Origin of the sequence: Synechococcus sp. WH 7805 (assembly GCF_000153285.1) — a bacterium.
GTDB lineage: Bacteria > Cyanobacteriota > Cyanobacteriia > PCC-6307 > Cyanobiaceae > Synechococcus_C.
This window is the reverse complement of record NZ_CH724168.1, coordinates 2,565,699-2,582,600: the sequence shown is the minus strand read 5'-3', so window position 1 is coordinate 2,582,600 and position 16,902 is coordinate 2,565,699. Positions and strand designations below refer to the sequence as shown.

The window sequence follows — 16,902 nt, the reverse complement described above, 5'->3', positions numbered from 1 at the left end:
CGACGAATCGCATTTAGGAGGGATCCTTCATGGAGTCATCTTCCACAGCCACACAAACGGTGCTCGCAGCCAGCTGCTCGCGTGCGGCCACCACAGGTGCAGCCTTGCCTTTCAACTGATCGGCAGCTTCGGCAAGGGTGAGATTTTTGTTCTTACTGACGTCATTGACGGCCTGACGGAAGATTTCAACCTGATCGCGGTACTCCTTCACCTCTGCCTTCACCAGCTGATCTTCAGCCTTGTTCAGTGCGGACAGTGCGTTGTTGAGCTTTTCGCCTGCTTTCTCGGCCTCGGCAACGGTGGATTCAGCTGTAAGCGCCTTGACCGCGACCACGGCGTCATCAACATCCGCCTGAGCAGCACAAACCGCCTCAACACCTCGCGCAACCTTCACTTCATCCATGGCCGCTTTCTTCTCAGCGGACTGGCAGGCCGCAAGTGCCAGGCCAAGGGCTAAGGCCGCCGAGAGGACGCGCAGCGAGGACATGGATTCGTCCGGTCGTCGGTCGAAATGTAGTCAGATTTCCAGATTCGAACCGTCACGATCCCAAAGAGTTTCAGGCAGTTGGCCCCTTTTGGGATTCCAGCGCCATGGTGAGAACAGGATCTGTGGACGCAGGCGAAATGAGCGCCAATCTTCTCAAGGAGTCCGGGCCTCGGGAGGTGTTCTGCGGCCTGACGTCGATCGTGTGGCTGCACCGCCGCATGCCCGATGCCTTCTTCCTCGTGGTGGGATCCCGCACCTGCGCGCACCTGATCCAGAGCGCCGCCGGCGTGATGATTTTTGCCGAGCCTCGATTCGGCACCGCCATTCTCAGCGAGCGTGATCTTGCTGGTCTGGCTGATGCCCACGACGAGCTCGACCGGGTTGCCCGGGAACTCTTAAAACGGCGCCCAGAAATCCGCACCCTTTTCTTGGTGGGATCTTGTCCAAGCGAAGTCATCAAGCTGGATCTCGCCCGAGCCGCCGAACGCCTCAACGAAGAGCTCCAGGGGCGCGTCCGGGTTGTGAATTATTCGGGAAGCGGCATCGAAACAACCTTCACCCAGGGGGAAGACGGAGCCCTGGCTGCACTCGTGCCTCTGCTGCCGGCCAGCGACGCCCGCCAGCTTCTCCTGGTGGGCACCTTGGCTGATGCCGTGGAGGATCGCCTGATCCACCTCTTCTCGAAACTCGGCATCGAGACCGTTCGCAGTCTCCCGCCGCGCCAGTCCTCTGAGCTGCCACCGGTGGGGCCCGGTACCACGGTGCTGCTGACGCAGCCCTTCCTCACCGAAACCGCACGGTTGCTGCGTGACCGGGGCGCCACGGTGCTCAAAGCCCCCTTCCCACTAGGCGCCGAGGGCAGCCGACGCTGGATGGAAGCTGCCGCAGCCAACTTCCAGTGTCCGGAAGCCAGCGTCCGAGAAGTTCTGGATCCTCTCGAAGCACGGGCCCGGATCGCCCTCGCCCCCCATCGTGAGGTGCTGGCTGGAAAGCGCATCTTCCTGCTGCCGGAATCCCAACTTGAACTTCCATTGGCCCGCTTTTTGCACAGGGAATGCGGCATGGAGCTGGTTGAGGTGGGCGTTCCTTATCTCAATCGCGAACAAATGGTCGAAGAACTGGCCCTGCTTCCTGATGGGACAACCGTTGTGGAGGGGCAGCACGTGGAACGGCAGCTGGATCGCGTGCGCGCCGGCCGCCCGGATCTGGTGGTGTGTGGGATGGGACTCGCCAACCCCCTGGAAGCGGAGGGGATCACAACCAAATGGTCGATTGAACTGGTGTTCAGTCCGATCCACGGCATCGACCAGGCCGGCGATCTTGCAGAACTGTTTTCACGCCCACTGCACAGACGCCAACTGATCCACCCGGCTCTGCACCCAACGCCCTCCGATCACCCCGTTCACGCTTGATTCGATGGAACTGACGCTCTGGACTTACGAAGGCCCCCCCCATGTGGGTGCCATGCGCATCGCCGCCTCAATGCAAGGAGTTCACTACGTGCTTCATGCACCGCAGGGCGACACCTACGCCGATCTTCTGTTCACGATGATCGAACGTCGCGGGCAACGACCACCGGTGACCTACACCACCTTTCAGGCCAGAGATCTGGGAGGCGACACCGCAGAACTGGTCAAGCGGCACGTGCAAGAAGCAGCCGATCGTTTTCAACCCGATGCTCTGCTTGTGGGAGAAAGCTGCACGGCCGAACTGATCCAAGACCAGCCCGGTGCTCTGGCGCAGGGAATGGGATTACCGATGCCCGTGGTCACCCTGGAGCTTCCCGCTTACAGCAAGAAAGAGAACTGGGGAGCTGCTGAGACCTTCTACCAACTGGTGCGAGGGCTGCTGAAACAAACCGTCCCGCCGCAGCCGAACCATGACGTGAAAGCCTGGAAGCAGGAAGGGCGTCGCCCACGGGTGAATCTGCTCGGGCCGTCCCTGCTTGGTTTCCGTTGTCGAGACGATGTTCTTGAAATCCAGCGACTGCTATCACTTCACGGCATCGACGTTGGCGTTGTCGCGCCGCTGAGTGCAGGGGTGAAGGACATTCTTCGACTGCCCCAGGCTGACTTGAATGTGTGCCTCTATCCGGAAGTGGCTGAATCCAGCTGCAGCTGGCTGGAACGCAACTTCGGAATCCCTTTCAGCAAAACGGTGCCGATCGGAATGGGGGCAACCCACGACTTTCTTGTGGAGGTGCATGCCCTGCTTGGGATGGCCCCCCCGGAGGCTGCAGAGGGATACCAGCGATCCCGCATGCCCTGGTATTCCGAGTCTGTCGATTCCACTTATCTCACAGGCAAGCGGGTCTTCATCTTTGGCGACGGCACCCACGCCATTGCCGCAGCAAGGATCTGCAGCGAAGAACTTGGATTCACCGTGGTGGGGCTGGGTACCTACAGCCGGGAAATGGCCAGACCTGTTCGTGCCGCTGCCAAAAGGCTGGGTCTTGAGGCCCTGATCTGCGATGACTATCTGGCGGTCGAGGCAGCCATGGCCGAAGCGGCTCCCGAACTCGTCCTGGGTACCCAGATGGAACGGCACAGCGCTAAACGGCTTGGGATTCCTTGCGCCGTGATCAGCACCCCGATGCATGTTCAGGATGTTCCTGCACGCCACAGCCCTCAGATGGGCTGGGAAGGCGCGAATGTGATCTTCGATGCCTGGGTCCACCCATTAATGATGGGCCTGGAGGAGCACCTGATCGGCATGTTCCGCCACGACTTCGAGTTTGTGGATGGGCACCAAAGTCATTTGGGGCACCAAGGAGGTGCGGGAGCTGAGAACGGAACTGAGGTCTCAAACGAAATTGACAGCCATCACGAGGCCTCATCCGGCCAACTGGTTTGGACCGCCGATGGCGAAGCCGAATTGAAGAAGATCCCCTTCTTTGTGCGTGGGAAAGTTCGCCGCAATGCCGAGTCGTATGCCAAGGAGGTGGGATGCAAGGAAATCAGCAGCGAAACGCTCTATGACGCCAAAGCCCACTACAAAGCATGAGCATTTCCACTCAATTATTTAACCCAATCAACCAATAATCAACAGTGAAGCTAAAGCTTCTGAAAGCAGATCTTTCATTTACTGCTGAATCACAGACAGAACACATCCGCTGCTGTTGAATGACATTGATCCATTGTGCAAAGGTCGCTGCATGACCACGACCCTGAAGCGTCCTGTTGATGGCGACGGCAGTGTTCAGGTCCATCAGGACCCCTCGCTGAACATCGAAGAGGAAACCCTGGTCATCGCCGTTTACGGCAAGGGCGGCATCGGCAAGTCCACCACCTCCTCCAATCTCTCGGCCGCGTTTTCCAAGCTTGGCAAGCGGGTGCTTCAGATCGGCTGCGATCCCAAGCACGACAGCACCTTCACGCTGACCCACAAGATGGTGCCGACGGTCATTGACATCCTTGAGGAAGTGGACTTCCACAGCGAGGAACTGCGTCCAGAGGACTTCGTTTTCACAGGCTTCAACGGAGTGAAATGTGTGGAAAGCGGAGGCCCGCCCGCAGGTACCGGTTGCGGCGGTTACGTCACCGGCCAGACGGTGAAGTTGCTGAAGGAACATCACCTGCTGGAAGACACCGATGTGGTGATCTTCGATGTGCTCGGCGATGTGGTCTGCGGTGGCTTCGCCGCCCCCCTGCAGCACGCCAATTACTGCCTCATCGTCACCGCCAACGATTTCGATTCGATCTTCGCGATGAACCGGATCGTTCAGGCGATTCAGGCCAAAGCCAAGAACTACAAGGTGCGGCTCGGGGGAGTCGTGGCCAACCGCTCAGCTGACACTGATCAGATCGACAAATTCAACGAGCGCACGGGCCTGCGCACCATGGCGCACTTCAAAGATGTCGACGCCATTCGACGGTCGCGTCTCAAGAAGTGCACCATTTTTGAAATGGATGATGCAGATGAGGGAGTTCAGGCCGTTCGCCAGGAATATCTGCGTCTGGCGCAGAACATGCTCGAGAACGTGCAGCCCCTCGAAGCCACATCGCTGAAGGACCGAGAGATCTTCGACCTGCTCGGCTTCGACTGATCAGAGTCCCACCAGCTGCATCGACAGTTCCCAGACCCGTCGAGCGGTGTCTGGGTCGGTAGCCTTATCTGACAGCTCCTGGCTGAATTGCTGCCCATCTTTCTTCTGCCGGTTGCCCCAGCTCCAGTGCACGCCCGATTCGGCGAAGTCGGGATTGGCGACAACGTCGGCAACCCGTTCTCCCGCCAACGCTTGAGAGACATAGCCGCCAGTGATGTTCTTCTGGAACCAGGGAAAAATTGTCTGGAAGGCCTTGGGTGTGTTGCGGAACAGCGGAGTATCCGCCACGCAACCGGGGTAGAGCGACGTGAAGGTGATCCCCATGTCCGCGTGCAAGCGGCGATGCAACTCCTGCGTGGTGATCATGTTGCAGAGCTTGCTGTCTTTATAGGCCTTGCCGGGCTTGAAAGGCTTGCCACTGGCCATCGCAATGGGGTCTTTGAAACCGGCCTCGAAACCGGATAGATCTCCCAGATCAGCAGGAGCGGGAATGGGGATTTTGCCGCCTAGTTCCTTGGAGTTGGCCGTGACGGTGCCAAGGATCACGACCCGCCTTGAGGGGTGACTGGAGTTCTGCAGGCGACCCAACAGCAGCTGTACCAGAAGGAAATGGCCGAAGTGGTTGGTGGCCATTGAAATTTCGTAGCCCTGAGGCGAACGCTCCGGTTGCTTCAACTTGGGTTTATAAACCGCTGCATTACAAACCACAGCGTCCAACGTCTCGGGCAGAGCATCAACGGCTTGGCGCACACTCTCGAGATCTCCAAGATCCATCAACACGTGTTGCAGCCGCTCTTTTGGAAGGTCCAGTTCGTCTGCAGCCGCCGCAGCCCGCTGTGGGCTGCGGTTGGCTGTGATCACCGTCCAGCCTCGACTCACCAATGCACGTGTGGCATTCAGGCCCACACCCGATGTGGTGCCGGTGATCAGAACGGTGCCGGGCATGGACATCTCAAAACCCTTGAAAGGAAGCCAGTCTGCCCTTCAGTGCTGCAGCGCTCACCGCAGGATCACGAAACTCAGCGCCAGATCACTCTCAGGCGGTTCGGTGCGATCCACTGATCCTGTTCATCCATTAGGCGATCATCACCGCCCAGAGTGAAAAAAGCGTCGAAGCGCCGCTGCAGGTTTTCGAGCTTGGATGTTTCTACATCAACGACAGCAGCCATCTCGCCATGCCGTTCGAGTCGCTCCTGGTAAGCCATGGAAAGGCGAATCAAACTCACGACGCCCAGGAGCATGAGTCCGAGTTTCACTGACAACGCGAGAGAGCTGCAAAATTTCTCTCTGCGGTCATTTTGCCGTTGAAGGAGCGCAGCCAGAGTGGCTGCGTCGGTCGGTTCTGAAACAGCTTTTCGCATGCCCGCTTGTAACGCAGGGATAACACCGTGCCAAGGGGATCATGCAGGGGTCATCGACCGCTCAGGCTCGGTAAAGGCTGACGCACAAACGCACAGCGAGCACCCCTGCATGGGCAGCGACCACGAGAGCGATGAAGATTTCGGCCTGGGTGATGGAGCTGACCATGACGAACCTCGAAACCCTTGCATTCTTTCGCCAAGCCCCCTTCGAGCGCCATCATTCGCAAAGGCCTGTCACACCTTTATGGAAGCCGGATGCCATCAGTCTTCGCTGACCATTGGCGCAGATGCGATTCAACGACTGGATCTGAGGGCCCTAGACAGCTGGATGGACAAGCCCCTGACCAAGCTGTTGAACGACGGAGCTGTTCTCGAGTTGACTTATGAATGGCCCCGTCCGGCAGAAGATCCTCGGGAGCTGAGTGAATGTGCAGAACCCAGACTTTGGGCTTTAAGAGCTGACGCCAAATATCCCTGGCTACCACTCCTGCTGGATCGCCCGAAGGGCTGCCTCGTTCAGCATGTGGCCATGCTCGTTCCCCATGATTTTCGCCCGAGCGATGGAATCCGCTTCGACCCTCAGGCCCTTGAGCTCTGGATCACTCACCGACTGATGGTTCTGGATCAGCATGGGGCAGATGCAGGGATTCCTGGACACCAACGCGGCAATCTCTCCTTGATGGCGGCAAGCCTCGGCTTCGAGTTGGATGGGGGCTTCTGGGAGCTGCTGGACCAGGCGCGATGACCCCGAGAAGAGCCAGATATCAATGGTGCTGCCTCATGCTGGCGGGGGTTCTTCTCCAGGGCTGCTTGAGGCGGTCGCCACCAGAACAAGCCCTCACATCCCCAGCACCAGCGCGAGCCTCCATCCCTGCAGCGATATCAGAATCACAGCCACAGGAACCTCCGCCACCGGGGCAGCTCGGCCCAACGCCAGAACTTATGGCCAATCTGAGCCAAGCTCCTCTCTCTTTGTCGGCTCGACGCACTGAACGCGAACGTCCGGATGGAGAACGCCTCTGGTTACTGGAGCTTCATCAAGACGATCGACTTCTGGCCAGCTGGGAGGCCGTGAGCGGGTTTGCTTCCAGCCAATCACTCGATCGCCGCTGGTCTCCCGGCAATGGAGCCCCCCTGCCTGCAGGCAACTACTCCTTGGGTCTACCTGAAGCCTGGGGAGACGACATCTGGTTCACCCTGACGCCACGCTTCGAAACAACCCGCTCCGGCTTGGGCATCCATGGTTGTAACCCCGGCAGTGGCTGCGTCTGTCTTCCAGATCGCACCTCACTGGAGGCCCTCGCAAGCTGGGCAAAAATGTCCCAGATCCAATCACTAACCGTGTTGAACTAATTCTCGAAAGAAGACAGCACGCAATTTGCGAACAATCCACGTGTTGTACGCATCACACAAGCACCCCAGAACGGTCCCTAAAAACGGATGGAATTCCTTGGATCGATGGACGCCAACATCTGGATGATTATTGGCTTTTTGTTAGCTGCCTATTCAGTGGTGGCGAACGATTCGCTTCAGACACTGGGCACTTACATTTCATCCAACAAAAAACGCACTCCCAAGGTGGTGCAGATGATCTTCATCTGCATGGTCACGATCTTCGTGCTGATGCTCGGCTGGTCCATTAACGGCGGCGACCCGGCCTGGGGACGGCTGGCAAAATTCCCAACTCCTGAAAACTTCACCTGGGTTTACATCATTCCTCCGCTTGCGGTGCTGGGCCTCACCGCCTGGGGTGCACCCGTGAGCACATCCTTCCTGGTGCTTTCAGCGTTTGTTCCCAAGAACATTCCCAAACTTCTCGAAAGCTCTCTCTCCGGGTATTTCTTGGCGTTCTGTCTCGGTCTGGCGGCCTGGGGGCTTGGTCTGTGGCTGCTGGAGCGTTGGGTCTTCCGGCGTACCCAGGAGGGCAAGGATTTCAACAAGGTTTGGTATGGCCTGCAGTGGTTCTCCACCGGCTTCCTCTGGAGCATGTGGATGGTTCAGGATCTCGCCAACATTTTCGTCTTTCTGCCACGCAATCTCGGGTTATTCCCGATGCTGATCTGCACCGCCATTCTCTGCATTGGTCTTTGCGTGCTCGTGGCCATCGGAGGTGGTCCAATTCAGGGTGTACTTCGCTCGAAAACAAACACCGCTGATCTGCGTTCAGCCACGGTGATTGATTTCATGTTCGGGCTTTGCCTGTTGTACAAGGCATTTCTGAGCAGCTTCCCATTAAGCACAACATGGGTCTTCCTGGGTCTGCTCGGTGGACGTGAGATCGCCCTACGCATCAAAGAACAGGAATTCGAATACGTGTTCACCAATCGGTCCGGAGGCAATCTCGGCAAGATCATCGGCAGTGATCTCTGGAAAGCATTCATCGGCGTGATTGTCAGCCTTGTGATCGCTCTCGGCCTCCAGCCGCTAATCGCATGGACTGGGGGCTGAGTTCAGTTCAGTTGCAGTGCAAGTGTGATGGCCCGTCGTCCGCTGTCGATGGCCAGCAGGAATGCAAGAAGCCGCAGAAGCCAGGCCAGCGTTCCTGGCCTGACGCGATCCAGGCGAGATGCAGTCCACTGGGCTGAAACAGCAGCGACACCTCCCAACAGCAACCCCATCGAAGCAAGTCCCCGTCCTTCCTGGAGAAACTGGAGCGAAGCCGCACTGGCTGAACAGGCCACGGCCAAGGTGCTCAGTCGAATGGCCTGACGGATGGGCATCGACAGTCCACTCACCATCAGGGGCACCATCAACAGACCTCCGCCCAGACCCAGCAGTCCTCCGGACAGACCGGCCACAGCTCCAACAGCAGACAACCCCCAGGGAGAAGGACGCTGCCCATCAGTTTGCGGAGCCGTCTCACGATCAGCTCGGATTGAGCCGGCCAGCACCAGATACAACAAGGCCTGCAGGGCCAGGAGGTGCCAGCCGGCCACCAGACCTCCCAGACGACTGAAGATCAGTGCGGTCGCGAAGGCCGTCAGGCCGATCACAAAGGCAGCCTTCAGCGGCAAGGAACGGCTCCGCCAATGGGTGAAACTTCCGCCGATGGCGGTGGGAACAATGGCAAAGGTGCTGGTGGCCAGGGCTTGATGCGGGGTCAGCCCCATCCACAGCAGCAGAGGCGCGAAAATCAGCCCTCCGCCGATGCCCAGCAGGCCTGCCAGGGCTCCCGCGAGCAATCCCATCGGCAGAACCACTAGACCTTCTGCCAAAGTCATCGCTGTCATGACGCTGCCTGCATCTTGCCCGCCCGGCAGACGCCGCCCAGCCCGGCTTGTGCCGACCCAGAGCCGCAGCGGTGCTGAACAGATGGCTCTTGACGCCCTGCTTCTGGAGCAGAGCTGCAGCGGCGGATCTGACGCCCTGATTCTGCGTTTTTATCAATGGCGTCGCCCCACCCTCTCCTTAGGGCGCCACCAGGGGCCCCCGACCGAGCAGTGGCGACAGCTCGCCGCCGCCGGCGACCTGGATCTGGTAAGGCGCCCGAGCGGAGGTGGCGCCGTGCTGCATGCCGGCGGACTCACCTATGCCCTGATCTGGGCCGATCCACCCCGTCAACGCCGGCAGGCTTATGCCCAGGTGAACCAGTGCCTTCAAGAGGGATTGGAGGTCCTGGGCCTGCATCTCAAGCCCGGGGTTGCCTCAGCGACCACAATCGTTGCTGACTGTTTTGCGCAGTCCACAACAGCGGATTTGGTCGATTCCGGCGGCTGCAAACGCATCGGCAGTGCCCAATTCTGGAAACGGGGTCACCTGCTTCAGCACGGGGAAATCCCCCTGGATCCACATGAAGGCCTCTGGGAGGCTGTGTTTGCATCCTCTCCCCCCCGCTGGACGCCCTCGGCACCCTCGCCAGCAAGCCTTGAGCTCGCTCTGAAGCAGTCGTTCCAAACACTCAACCCAGGTCTGAATTGGCGCGAGGAAGATCTATCCCAAGAGGAGATTCGGCAGATGGACAAGCTCACGACCCGTTACTGCCTTGAACCGGATCAGGCCTGACGCTTGAGAAGTCCTGACGCCTGCATGCTGTTGACCACTTGCAGCAGGGGCAGACCAAGGGGGTAGGTGTTGTTCCGCCTCGAGCTTTCCAACATGGCATCAGGAAGCTTCACAGCCAACCCACGAAGCACGGCCTCACCAAGCTCACTGCGATCAAGGGTGCCGTCGGGGAGTCCTGCGGGGCCCAGCACAAGCAGACGACCCTGATCACTCTTCTCAAGCGCGAGGACCGCCTTCCAAAGTGGCGATGACTGTTGGATTGAGGGCAAGAGGTCCAAAGGCTGCAGATGATCGCTGATCGTCTGCCGATCCCATTGCTGAACAGGGAGGTCTTTGAGGGGTTGATCGGTGATGAATCCGACCCATCGACCGTTCCTGCAGACCAGAACCCAGTCGGAAAGGCGGGGATCATCCGTCTCCACAGCCCCAAGCCTCATCTGACTCAGCGTGCGCAGGGGCTGATCGGCTTCAACAACACGAAAACGTCGGGACGCCGTCTTGCCGACAGTCTCGTTTTGAAGAACCTGCTGCAAAGCAAGAGTTTGGGTTTGGCTGCGTGAGGCCCCCATGCCAAACCAACCGAGCATCACCAACCAAAGGCCTGGCCAGACGGCACCTTTGAAGATCAACCAAAACCCAATCACCATCGCCAAAAGCGATAGGAAACGTCCGCTGGCCGTTGCCACCTGGATGCCCTTGCGTTGGCTGCCGGTCCACTGCCAGACAAGGGCCTTGAGGATCAGACCACCATCGAGGGGCAAGCCGGGCAGCAGGTTGAACAGGGCAAGGATGAGATTGAGCCAACCGAGCTTTGCAACCAGATTTCCCAGCAGCGGATTCACCTGTCCGGCTGCCTGCACGCTGGCCAGCAGACCAGCGGCAAGAAGCAGACTCACAGCTGGCCCTGCCGCCGCGACCCGCAAGGCCCCCATCGGCGTGGGACATTCCTTTTCAACTCTGGCTACACCCCCGAGCAGGAACAGGGTGATGCTGCTGACCTTGACGCCCTCGCGGATCGCCATCACCGAATGCCCCAGCTCATGCAGCAGAACGGAGACAAACAGCAAAAGAGCGGTCAGGAAACCCGTTAACCAGCTAGCCCAGAGCAGCCCTTGCGCCTCCGGAAGCTGAGCCACTTCACTCTGGAACGCCAGGGTGAAGAGAACCAAAATGATGAACCAGCTGGGATGGACCCGCAGCGGGATGCCACCGATACGCATCAGTTGCCAGCCATCAGCCAAGAGATTCGCCGGCAAAGCCGGTCGCCATCAATTCCATGATCCTAGAAAGGATTGCGATCGTCGCTTCTCGCCATGGTTGGCCAAGCCCTGCACCTCAAGATCTGCGGTCTGACCGACAGCGCTCAGGCTTGCGCCATCGCGGCCTTGGGGGTGCAGGCCATCGGGGTGATCGGAGTGCAGGGAACGCCACGCTGCGTCTCTTCCGAGAGGCGAAGGGAGATCTATGCCAAGTTGGCCTCTCAATCAAACGTTGAGCGCGTCTGGGTGTCTGCTGACCCCGATGACAATGAACTCGACGAAGTCCTGAGCGGCCAGGGAACGCCTTCGGTGGTTCAACTTCATGGTCAGGAATCAGAAGCACGCTGCGCGGATCTCCGCTCCAGACATCCGAGCATCCGCTGGTGGAAGGCACTGCGCCCTCGTGATGATGCGGATCTCGAGACGATCAAGCGCTACTGGAGCCATGTGGATGCACTGCTAATTGATGCCTGGAGCTCCAACCAACTGGGGGGAACGGGGCACCAGCTGAACCCGACCTGGCTCAAGCGGGTGCAAGATCAACTCGCAGGTGGTCCCCCCTGGTGGCTGGCCGGTGGGGTCTGCGCAGAATGGGTACCGAGCTTGGACAAGATCCATCCTTATGGATTAGACGCATCAAGCCGGTTGGAAGTGCGTCCCGGAGTGAAGGATCTCAACCGCGTGCGCGCTCTCGTGAACTCTGTGGAAGACAGAGCCAGAAGGCTCAAATAGCTTGAAGGCTCTGAGTCACAGCTTCATGCTTCGACTTCCAACGCTGCTCATGGTGATCACAGCAGGCCTGTCAGCAGGGACGTCAGCCCAGGGGCTACTTCCTGGATGCCGTCTCGAAAACGGAAGCCTGCAGTGCGTTCCAGGACTTACAGCCGATCCCCAGCAGCAAATTCAGGTTTTGGACGGCAGGATCAACCGTGACGTAAGGACCGAAGGTCAGCTGGAGCAAGCGATCGAAGGATTAAAACGCTTTGAACTGATCGGCGAAGCCAAAGAAGGGCAGCTGATCAAGGCTGAGTTGATGCTTCAAGGTGGAGGATTCGATGAAGTCCACATCCATTGGTATCGACGAAGCGACCAAGGAAATTGGCAGTTGGTCGATAACGTCAGCGAAAGTACTTACCGCATTCGTTCAAGCGATCGCGGAGATCAACTAATGGCCGTTCTCGTTGTAGAAACTTCTGACGGGAAAGCCCAGCGGATTTCTAGCAATGTGATCGGACCTGTCAGGAACTAAGGAGCCAAAGAGAACCGTAAAAATATCTGCCTTAGGTACTTAGAAGAGCTTCCTGCTGGCGAACGAGCTCAAAGAATTCCTGTTTAAGGCTGGGATCATGACGGAAATCGCCCCGAACCACTGAATTCACCATGCTGGTCTGGGGTTCTTTCACGCCGCGCCATTTCATGCAGTAGTGCTGGGCTTTGATGATGATCCCCAAACCCTGCGGTTCGCAAAGTCGCTCAATCTCATCGGCCAGAATCATCACAGCTTCTTCCTGGATATGAGGTCTTGAAAAAACCCAATCAGCAACTCTTGTGAATTTGGAGAGGCCAATGACTCTCTCGCCAGGCTTGATGCCGATCCAGCAATTACCCATGATCGGCACCAAGTGGTGAGAACAGGCAGAACGCACAGTGATGGGCCCAACTGTATAAATCTCATCAAGCCTTTTAACGTTAGGGAAACTTGCAACTTTTGGCTGATGATGATAGCGACCCTTAAAAACTTCGTGCAGATACATCTTCGCCACTCGTTCTGCTGTTTCCGCAGTGTTGTGGTCGTTCTCGATATCGATCACCAAGGCATGAAGGAGATCACGAACACGATCCGCAACTTCAACCTGCAAATCATCCAACTCCCCAGGGAGGATGTGGTCAGCCACATTGTCATTGGCTAGAAACGACACATCCTGTTCCCGCAATCGCGCACGGATGCGATCGGAAACGCGCGAATCTAGAGCAGGTAACTTTCCGTTCTGGGATACGGAACCGTTGCCGTTGGTGGAGACAGGAAGAGTGGAAGTCATATCGAGCTGTGATCAGAATGCGCCGGTGGCCGGCATCAGGGTGAGGTCTTCGATGACCTGAGTGGCGGGTTGCTGAGCAAGGTGCAGGAGCGCGGCAGCTGCCTGATTCACGGGAAGCATGGCACGGCGGTCGAAATTGCTCTCCACTGTGGGCGAATCCCAGAGTGACGAGTCAACAGCTCCGAGGGTGAGCGTGCAAGCGCGGATCCCATTCGTCCGCTCCTCTTCTGCTAAACAGCGAGTGAAACTTGCCAGAGCAGCTTTAACAGTGCAGTAGGCCCCCCAACCTGGGAACGCGTTACGTGCCGCATGGCTGCTGACATTGATAACAAGACCGCCCGCGGGACGCATGGCCGGAACCACGCTTGCACAGACTTGAAAAACGCTTGTGAGATTGAGCTGCATGAGCCACGCCCAACGATCAAGAGGCATGGCAAGCAGATCACCAGTCCAGGCCGCACCCGCATTGTTGATCAGTACCGAAGGACGCAGACCCTGGTTGAGGAGATCTTGCAGACCCGGAGCGATGACTGAAGGGTCAGTGAGGTCAATGGCTTGATAAACAACTCGGACTCCACTGGCTGAGAGTTCCGTCGTAAGGGACTGAAGAGCCGCCTCACTTCGTGAAACCAGAAGGAGATCCCAACCAGCCTCTGCAAATGCTTTTGCAGCTGCGTGACCAATTCCCCGGGATGCACCTGTAATCAGTACGGAAGGCAATGAATCCGCGCGAGCTGCAGCACCCTAGTCATCTGAGACGACTTCCGTCGATGAGCCATCAAGAAAATGCCCCATGGCCCGGAATTTGCGGTAGCGCTGCTCTCTCAGTTGCTGCTCGGAAAGCTCGAGCAGGGCCTCAAGATTTCGGGAGAGCGCCTCTCGCAAGATTTCACCAGCCTCAAGTGGTGCCCAATGATTTCCGCCGACTGGCTCAGGCAGCACCTCATCCACAACACCAAGACTGAGCAGATCCGGGCCCGTGATCTTGAGAGCTGTCGCCGCTTCCGAGGCTTTGGCGGCATCACGCCAAAGAATGGAAGCGCAGGCCTCAGGACTCGCAACTGTGTAGACGCTGTGCTCGAACATCAGCAGCCTGTCGGCAACACCGATACCCAGAGCGCCACCGGATCCACCTTCACCAATCACTGTGGCGATAATCGGCACTCCAAATCTGAACATCTCGCGCAGATTCACGGCAATCGCCTCTCCCTGGCCCTGTTCCTCGGCGAGCAAGCCCGCATAGGCTCCGGGGGTATCGATAAACGAAAGAATCGGCAGATGAAAGCGATCGGCATGATCCATCAGCCGGAGGGCTTTGCGATAGCCACCAGGCGTCGCCATCCCGAAATTCCGTGCCACGTTTTCTTTGGTATCCCGTCCTTTTTGATGTCCGATCAACATCACTGAACGATCTCCCAAACGACCAATACCTCCGATTAGAGCCTGATCGTCACTGCCACGCCGATCCCCATGGAGCTCAACCCAGTCATCACACAGGATCTGGATGTAATCCAGCGTGCTTGGGCGGTGGGGATGACGGGCTACTTGAATCTTTTGAGCGGGTGTCAGGGATTTAAAAATCTCCTCACGACGACGTGCGGCCAATGTTTCGAGCTGCTGGAGCTGAGGGCTGACATCAACCTCAGAATCTCTCGCTCTCTGTCTGATCTGTTCGATCTGCTGTTCGAGTTCGACCAGGGGTTTCTCAAACTCGAGAAGCGGACGGCGTGGCATTGCGGTTCGGGAGAGTGAGGTCAGGCAGCAGCAGCCTGCGGAAGGCCTTGCAGATTGAGGGTGGAGAAACCATGGCGAACGGACGCTCCACCGATGAAGTCCATCTTCTCAAGCGTGATGTTGTTCCGCCCCCAGCTGAAGTTGGTGTGATGCGACTCAAACTCGAGGAGCATGGCTTCGGCAAAGCAAGCAAACATCTGCCGTTGAGGTTTCTCCATCTCTGCTATTTCCATCATCGACCATCCAATATCAGTGAAGAATTCAACAATCCCTCCCTTCAGAACGTGAATACCCTTGGCAGCCACACGGGCATCAAGGTTTTTGGGGTAACCACCATCGATCATCAGACAGGGTGTTTTCAGTCGTGACGCATCGATCTCGAGGGTGCGCGGCATGCTGGCAACCCAAACCACCACATCAGCTTCCGGCAGGGCGTCCTCGAGACTGAGAATCCGACCGCCACCCAGCTCATCCCGGAGATCTTCAAGTGGTTTCTGTTGCCGGGCCACGAGCAACAATTCAGCCACCCCGGTTCGGGAGGAGAGCCAGCGGCACACAGCACTGCCGATGTCGCCGGTCGCTCCAACAACAGCAACCGAGGCCTTTTTGAGATCGATGCCCAAAGACGGAGCATTGTTTTCAACCTGCCTGCAGATCACCCAGGCCGTGTGGGTATTCCCCGTAGTGAAACGCTCCCAAGCCAGGGTTGTGCTGCGCACATGCTGATGCTGAAGCAGGTTGAAATTCTCGAAAATAATCGATGTGAATCCGCCAAGAGCCGTGATGTCGATCCCCTTTTTCTGGGCGAGCTCCATGGCATTGAGCACTTTGCGTCGTGCTGTCTTGAAACGACTCAGCATTTCCGGCACGAAGCAGGAATCGATGTAGGCACCCTGGATGGATTTACCTGTGGGGCTGGTGACTTCGACATGCTCCACAAGCTGAGGAGGAGCACTGCACCACACATCGAGATCTCCCTCGGCAATGTGATCGAACCCAAGGTCGGAAGCCTTCCGCCTGGCGGCTTCGAAACTTGTGGAATGTCCAATCAGACCAAACATATGCCGCCGACGGTCGTGTGTGAACGCATGGAACAGAAGCTCACGCGAAGGTGGGCTGATAGATCATGGTCCCACGTTGGCACGTGTTGTGCACAACGTGACTGTGGGAGAACCGGACCTGATCGAGGTTTCCGGGTTCAGACCGCGAGTGCCGCAGCAGCCATCCGAGCGATATCTCTCGAGGTGAATCCAATCTGTTCAAGCGCCTCTTGGTAAGCGATCAGGAAATCCTCAATCAGATCTTCCTTCTCCATTTTGAGGACAGCGGCATCCTCGGCCACCTGCTCGAGCATTGAACGGATCAGCGGCAAATTCACTTTGTTGGCTTCCATCAATTCCTCGCGGCTTGCGTCGAAATTGGCCTTCAACCACTCTTGACCATAATTGAGATGGGTGTATTCATCCTTCACCACACCCTCAGTGATCTTGCGTGCAAACGGATCAGCAACTGGTATGTAGATGTGATATGCGGAGATTGCGAAAGCTTCAATCAGCAACGCCTGTATGAGCAGACAGGTCACAACTTTTCCGTCCTTCAGAGCCGTCTGAAAATTGCCATGAAGGGGAGCGAAGAAAGTTTTTGCGAAAGGCATGTCTGCGTCAACACCCAGATTGCGTCCGCAGGATGTGAATCCTTTCATGTGCTTCATTTCCATTCTGGCGAGGCGAGCCAGTTCATCGGCCTGATCAGGGATCAATGTGCCCAGTGAGATGTAGTTGTCATGAGCTTCTTGCTCACCTTCAATCACGATCGCATTGATCCGGCTGTAAGCGTCTTTATAGGCTTCGCTGGAAAAGTCGGGGAGCAGCGAAGCGGACCCAGCCTGCTCGTCAAGGACGGCGACCTCGGAGGTGACAGGGGTCGGCATGGATCTTTCCGTATTCATCGATGCGACTGACTGTAACTAGTGCAA

Annotated in this window: 20 protein-coding genes; 9 read left to right on the top strand and 11 right to left on the bottom strand. The window is 57.6% G+C overall.

Annotation, left to right across the window (positions count from 1 at the left end; translation table 11 throughout):
- Positions 1-13: 13 nt before the first annotated feature.
- Positions 14-487, bottom strand: coding sequence for a hypothetical protein (locus WH7805_RS13225; protein WP_006043645.1), 474 nt, complete (start codon positions 485-487; stop codon positions 14-16).
- A gap of 137 nt (positions 488-624) precedes the next feature.
- Here WH7805_RS13225 and WH7805_RS13220 point away from each other — a divergent pair, with 137 nt between their 5' ends.
- The 3 genes from WH7805_RS13220 (at position 625) to bchL (ending at position 4,532) form a co-directional block, all read left to right on the top strand.
- Positions 625-1,899, top strand: a complete 1,275-nt coding sequence (locus tag WH7805_RS13220; protein WP_038005550.1) for a ferredoxin:protochlorophyllide reductase (ATP-dependent) subunit N — start codon at positions 625-627, stop codon at positions 1,897-1,899.
- A gap of 4 nt (positions 1,900-1,903) precedes the next feature.
- Positions 1,904-3,490, top strand: a complete 1,587-nt coding sequence (locus WH7805_RS13215) for a ferredoxin:protochlorophyllide reductase (ATP-dependent) subunit B (protein ID WP_006043643.1) — start codon at positions 1,904-1,906, stop codon at positions 3,488-3,490.
- Positions 3,491-3,641: 151 nt separating this feature from the next.
- Complete coding sequence (gene bchL, locus WH7805_RS13210) at positions 3,642-4,532, top strand: ferredoxin:protochlorophyllide reductase (ATP-dependent) iron-sulfur ATP-binding protein (RefSeq protein ID WP_006043641.1); 891 nt, start codon at positions 3,642-3,644, stop codon at positions 4,530-4,532.
- Here bchL and WH7805_RS13205 read toward each other — a convergent pair whose 3' ends face one another.
- The 3 genes from WH7805_RS13205 to psaM form a co-directional block, all read right to left on the bottom strand.
- Positions 4,533-5,483, bottom strand: a complete 951-nt coding sequence (locus WH7805_RS13205) for a protochlorophyllide reductase (RefSeq protein WP_006043640.1) — start codon at positions 5,481-5,483, stop codon at positions 4,533-4,535.
- Positions 5,484-5,551: 68 nt separating this feature from the next.
- Complete coding sequence (locus tag WH7805_RS13200; RefSeq protein WP_006043639.1) at positions 5,552-5,893, bottom strand: hypothetical protein; 342 nt, start codon at positions 5,891-5,893, stop codon at positions 5,552-5,554.
- 61 nt (positions 5,894-5,954) lie between these two features.
- Positions 5,955-6,059 (bottom strand): photosystem I reaction center subunit XII, encoded by a 105-nt coding sequence (psaM, locus tag WH7805_RS13195; RefSeq protein WP_006043638.1) that lies wholly within the window; start codon positions 6,057-6,059, stop codon positions 5,955-5,957.
- A 78-nt stretch (positions 6,060-6,137) separates the two neighbouring features.
- Here psaM and WH7805_RS13190 point away from each other — a divergent pair, with 78 nt between their 5' ends.
- The 3 genes from WH7805_RS13190 (at position 6,138) to WH7805_RS13180 (ending at position 8,341) form a co-directional block, all read left to right on the top strand.
- Positions 6,138-6,638, top strand: a complete 501-nt coding sequence (locus WH7805_RS13190) for a CRR6 family NdhI maturation factor (RefSeq protein WP_006043637.1) — start codon at positions 6,138-6,140, stop codon at positions 6,636-6,638.
- 197 nt (positions 6,639-6,835) lie between these two features.
- Entirely contained in the window at positions 6,836-7,246 is a 411-nt protein-coding gene (locus WH7805_RS13185) for a hypothetical protein (protein ID WP_006043636.1), read from the top strand.
- 87 nt (positions 7,247-7,333) lie between these two features.
- Positions 7,334-8,341: a hypothetical protein gene (locus WH7805_RS13180; RefSeq protein WP_006043635.1), complete on the top strand. Its 1,008-nt coding sequence runs from the start codon at positions 7,334-7,336 to the stop codon at positions 8,339-8,341.
- A gap of 2 nt (positions 8,342-8,343) precedes the next feature.
- On the opposite strand, the gene WH7805_RS13175 is transcribed toward WH7805_RS13180, so the two are convergent.
- Positions 8,344-9,123: a sulfite exporter TauE/SafE family protein gene (locus tag WH7805_RS13175; protein ID WP_006043634.1), complete on the bottom strand. Its 780-nt coding sequence runs from the start codon at positions 9,121-9,123 to the stop codon at positions 8,344-8,346.
- Between WH7805_RS13175 and WH7805_RS13170 the strand changes: the two genes are divergently transcribed.
- The gene (locus WH7805_RS13170; protein WP_006043633.1) at positions 9,122-9,895 is read left to right on the top strand and encodes a lipoate--protein ligase family protein; all 774 of its coding nucleotides are present in this window, start codon (positions 9,122-9,124) and stop codon (positions 9,893-9,895) included. The genes WH7805_RS13175 and WH7805_RS13170 overlap by 2 nt on opposite strands.
- Here the strand turns inward: WH7805_RS13170 and WH7805_RS13165 are convergent.
- Positions 9,886-11,136: a site-2 protease family protein gene (locus WH7805_RS13165; protein ID WP_038005545.1), complete on the bottom strand. Its 1,251-nt coding sequence runs from the start codon at positions 11,134-11,136 to the stop codon at positions 9,886-9,888. The two genes, WH7805_RS13170 and WH7805_RS13165, sit on opposite strands and share 10 nt — an antisense overlap.
- 72 nt (positions 11,137-11,208) lie before the next feature.
- On the opposite strand from WH7805_RS13165, the gene WH7805_RS13160 reads away from it, so the two are divergent.
- Positions 11,209-11,886, top strand: coding sequence for a phosphoribosylanthranilate isomerase (locus tag WH7805_RS13160; protein ID WP_006043631.1), 678 nt, complete (start codon positions 11,209-11,211; stop codon positions 11,884-11,886).
- Positions 11,887-11,911: 25 nt separating this feature from the next.
- Positions 11,912-12,403: a hypothetical protein gene (locus WH7805_RS13155; protein ID WP_038005543.1), complete on the top strand. Its 492-nt coding sequence runs from the start codon at positions 11,912-11,914 to the stop codon at positions 12,401-12,403.
- Between the two features lie 31 nt (positions 12,404-12,434).
- Here the strand turns inward: WH7805_RS13155 and folE are convergent, their stop codons facing one another.
- The 5 genes from folE to WH7805_RS13130 all read right to left on the bottom strand — a co-directional run bounded on the left by folE (position 12,435) and on the right by WH7805_RS13130 (position 16,857).
- On the bottom strand, positions 12,435-13,193 hold the full coding sequence (gene folE, locus WH7805_RS13150) for a GTP cyclohydrolase I (RefSeq protein ID WP_006043629.1): 759 nt from the start codon (positions 13,191-13,193) through the stop codon (positions 12,435-12,437).
- A gap of 12 nt (positions 13,194-13,205) precedes the next feature.
- Entirely contained in the window at positions 13,206-13,913 is a 708-nt protein-coding gene (locus WH7805_RS13145; protein WP_006043628.1) for an SDR family oxidoreductase, read from the bottom strand.
- 24 nt (positions 13,914-13,937) lie between these two features.
- Complete coding sequence (locus WH7805_RS13140; protein WP_006043627.1) at positions 13,938-14,927, bottom strand: acetyl-CoA carboxylase carboxyltransferase subunit alpha; 990 nt, start codon at positions 14,925-14,927, stop codon at positions 13,938-13,940.
- Between the two features lie 20 nt (positions 14,928-14,947).
- Positions 14,948-15,988 carry a long-chain acyl-[acyl-carrier-protein] reductase gene (locus WH7805_RS13135; protein ID WP_006043626.1) on the bottom strand — a complete coding sequence of 347 codons (1,041 nt, stop codon included), beginning with the start codon at positions 15,986-15,988 and terminating at the stop codon, positions 14,948-14,950.
- A gap of 137 nt (positions 15,989-16,125) precedes the next feature.
- Complete coding sequence (locus tag WH7805_RS13130; protein WP_006043625.1) at positions 16,126-16,857, bottom strand: aldehyde oxygenase (deformylating); 732 nt, start codon at positions 16,855-16,857, stop codon at positions 16,126-16,128.
- Positions 16,858-16,902 lie beyond the last annotated feature (45 nt).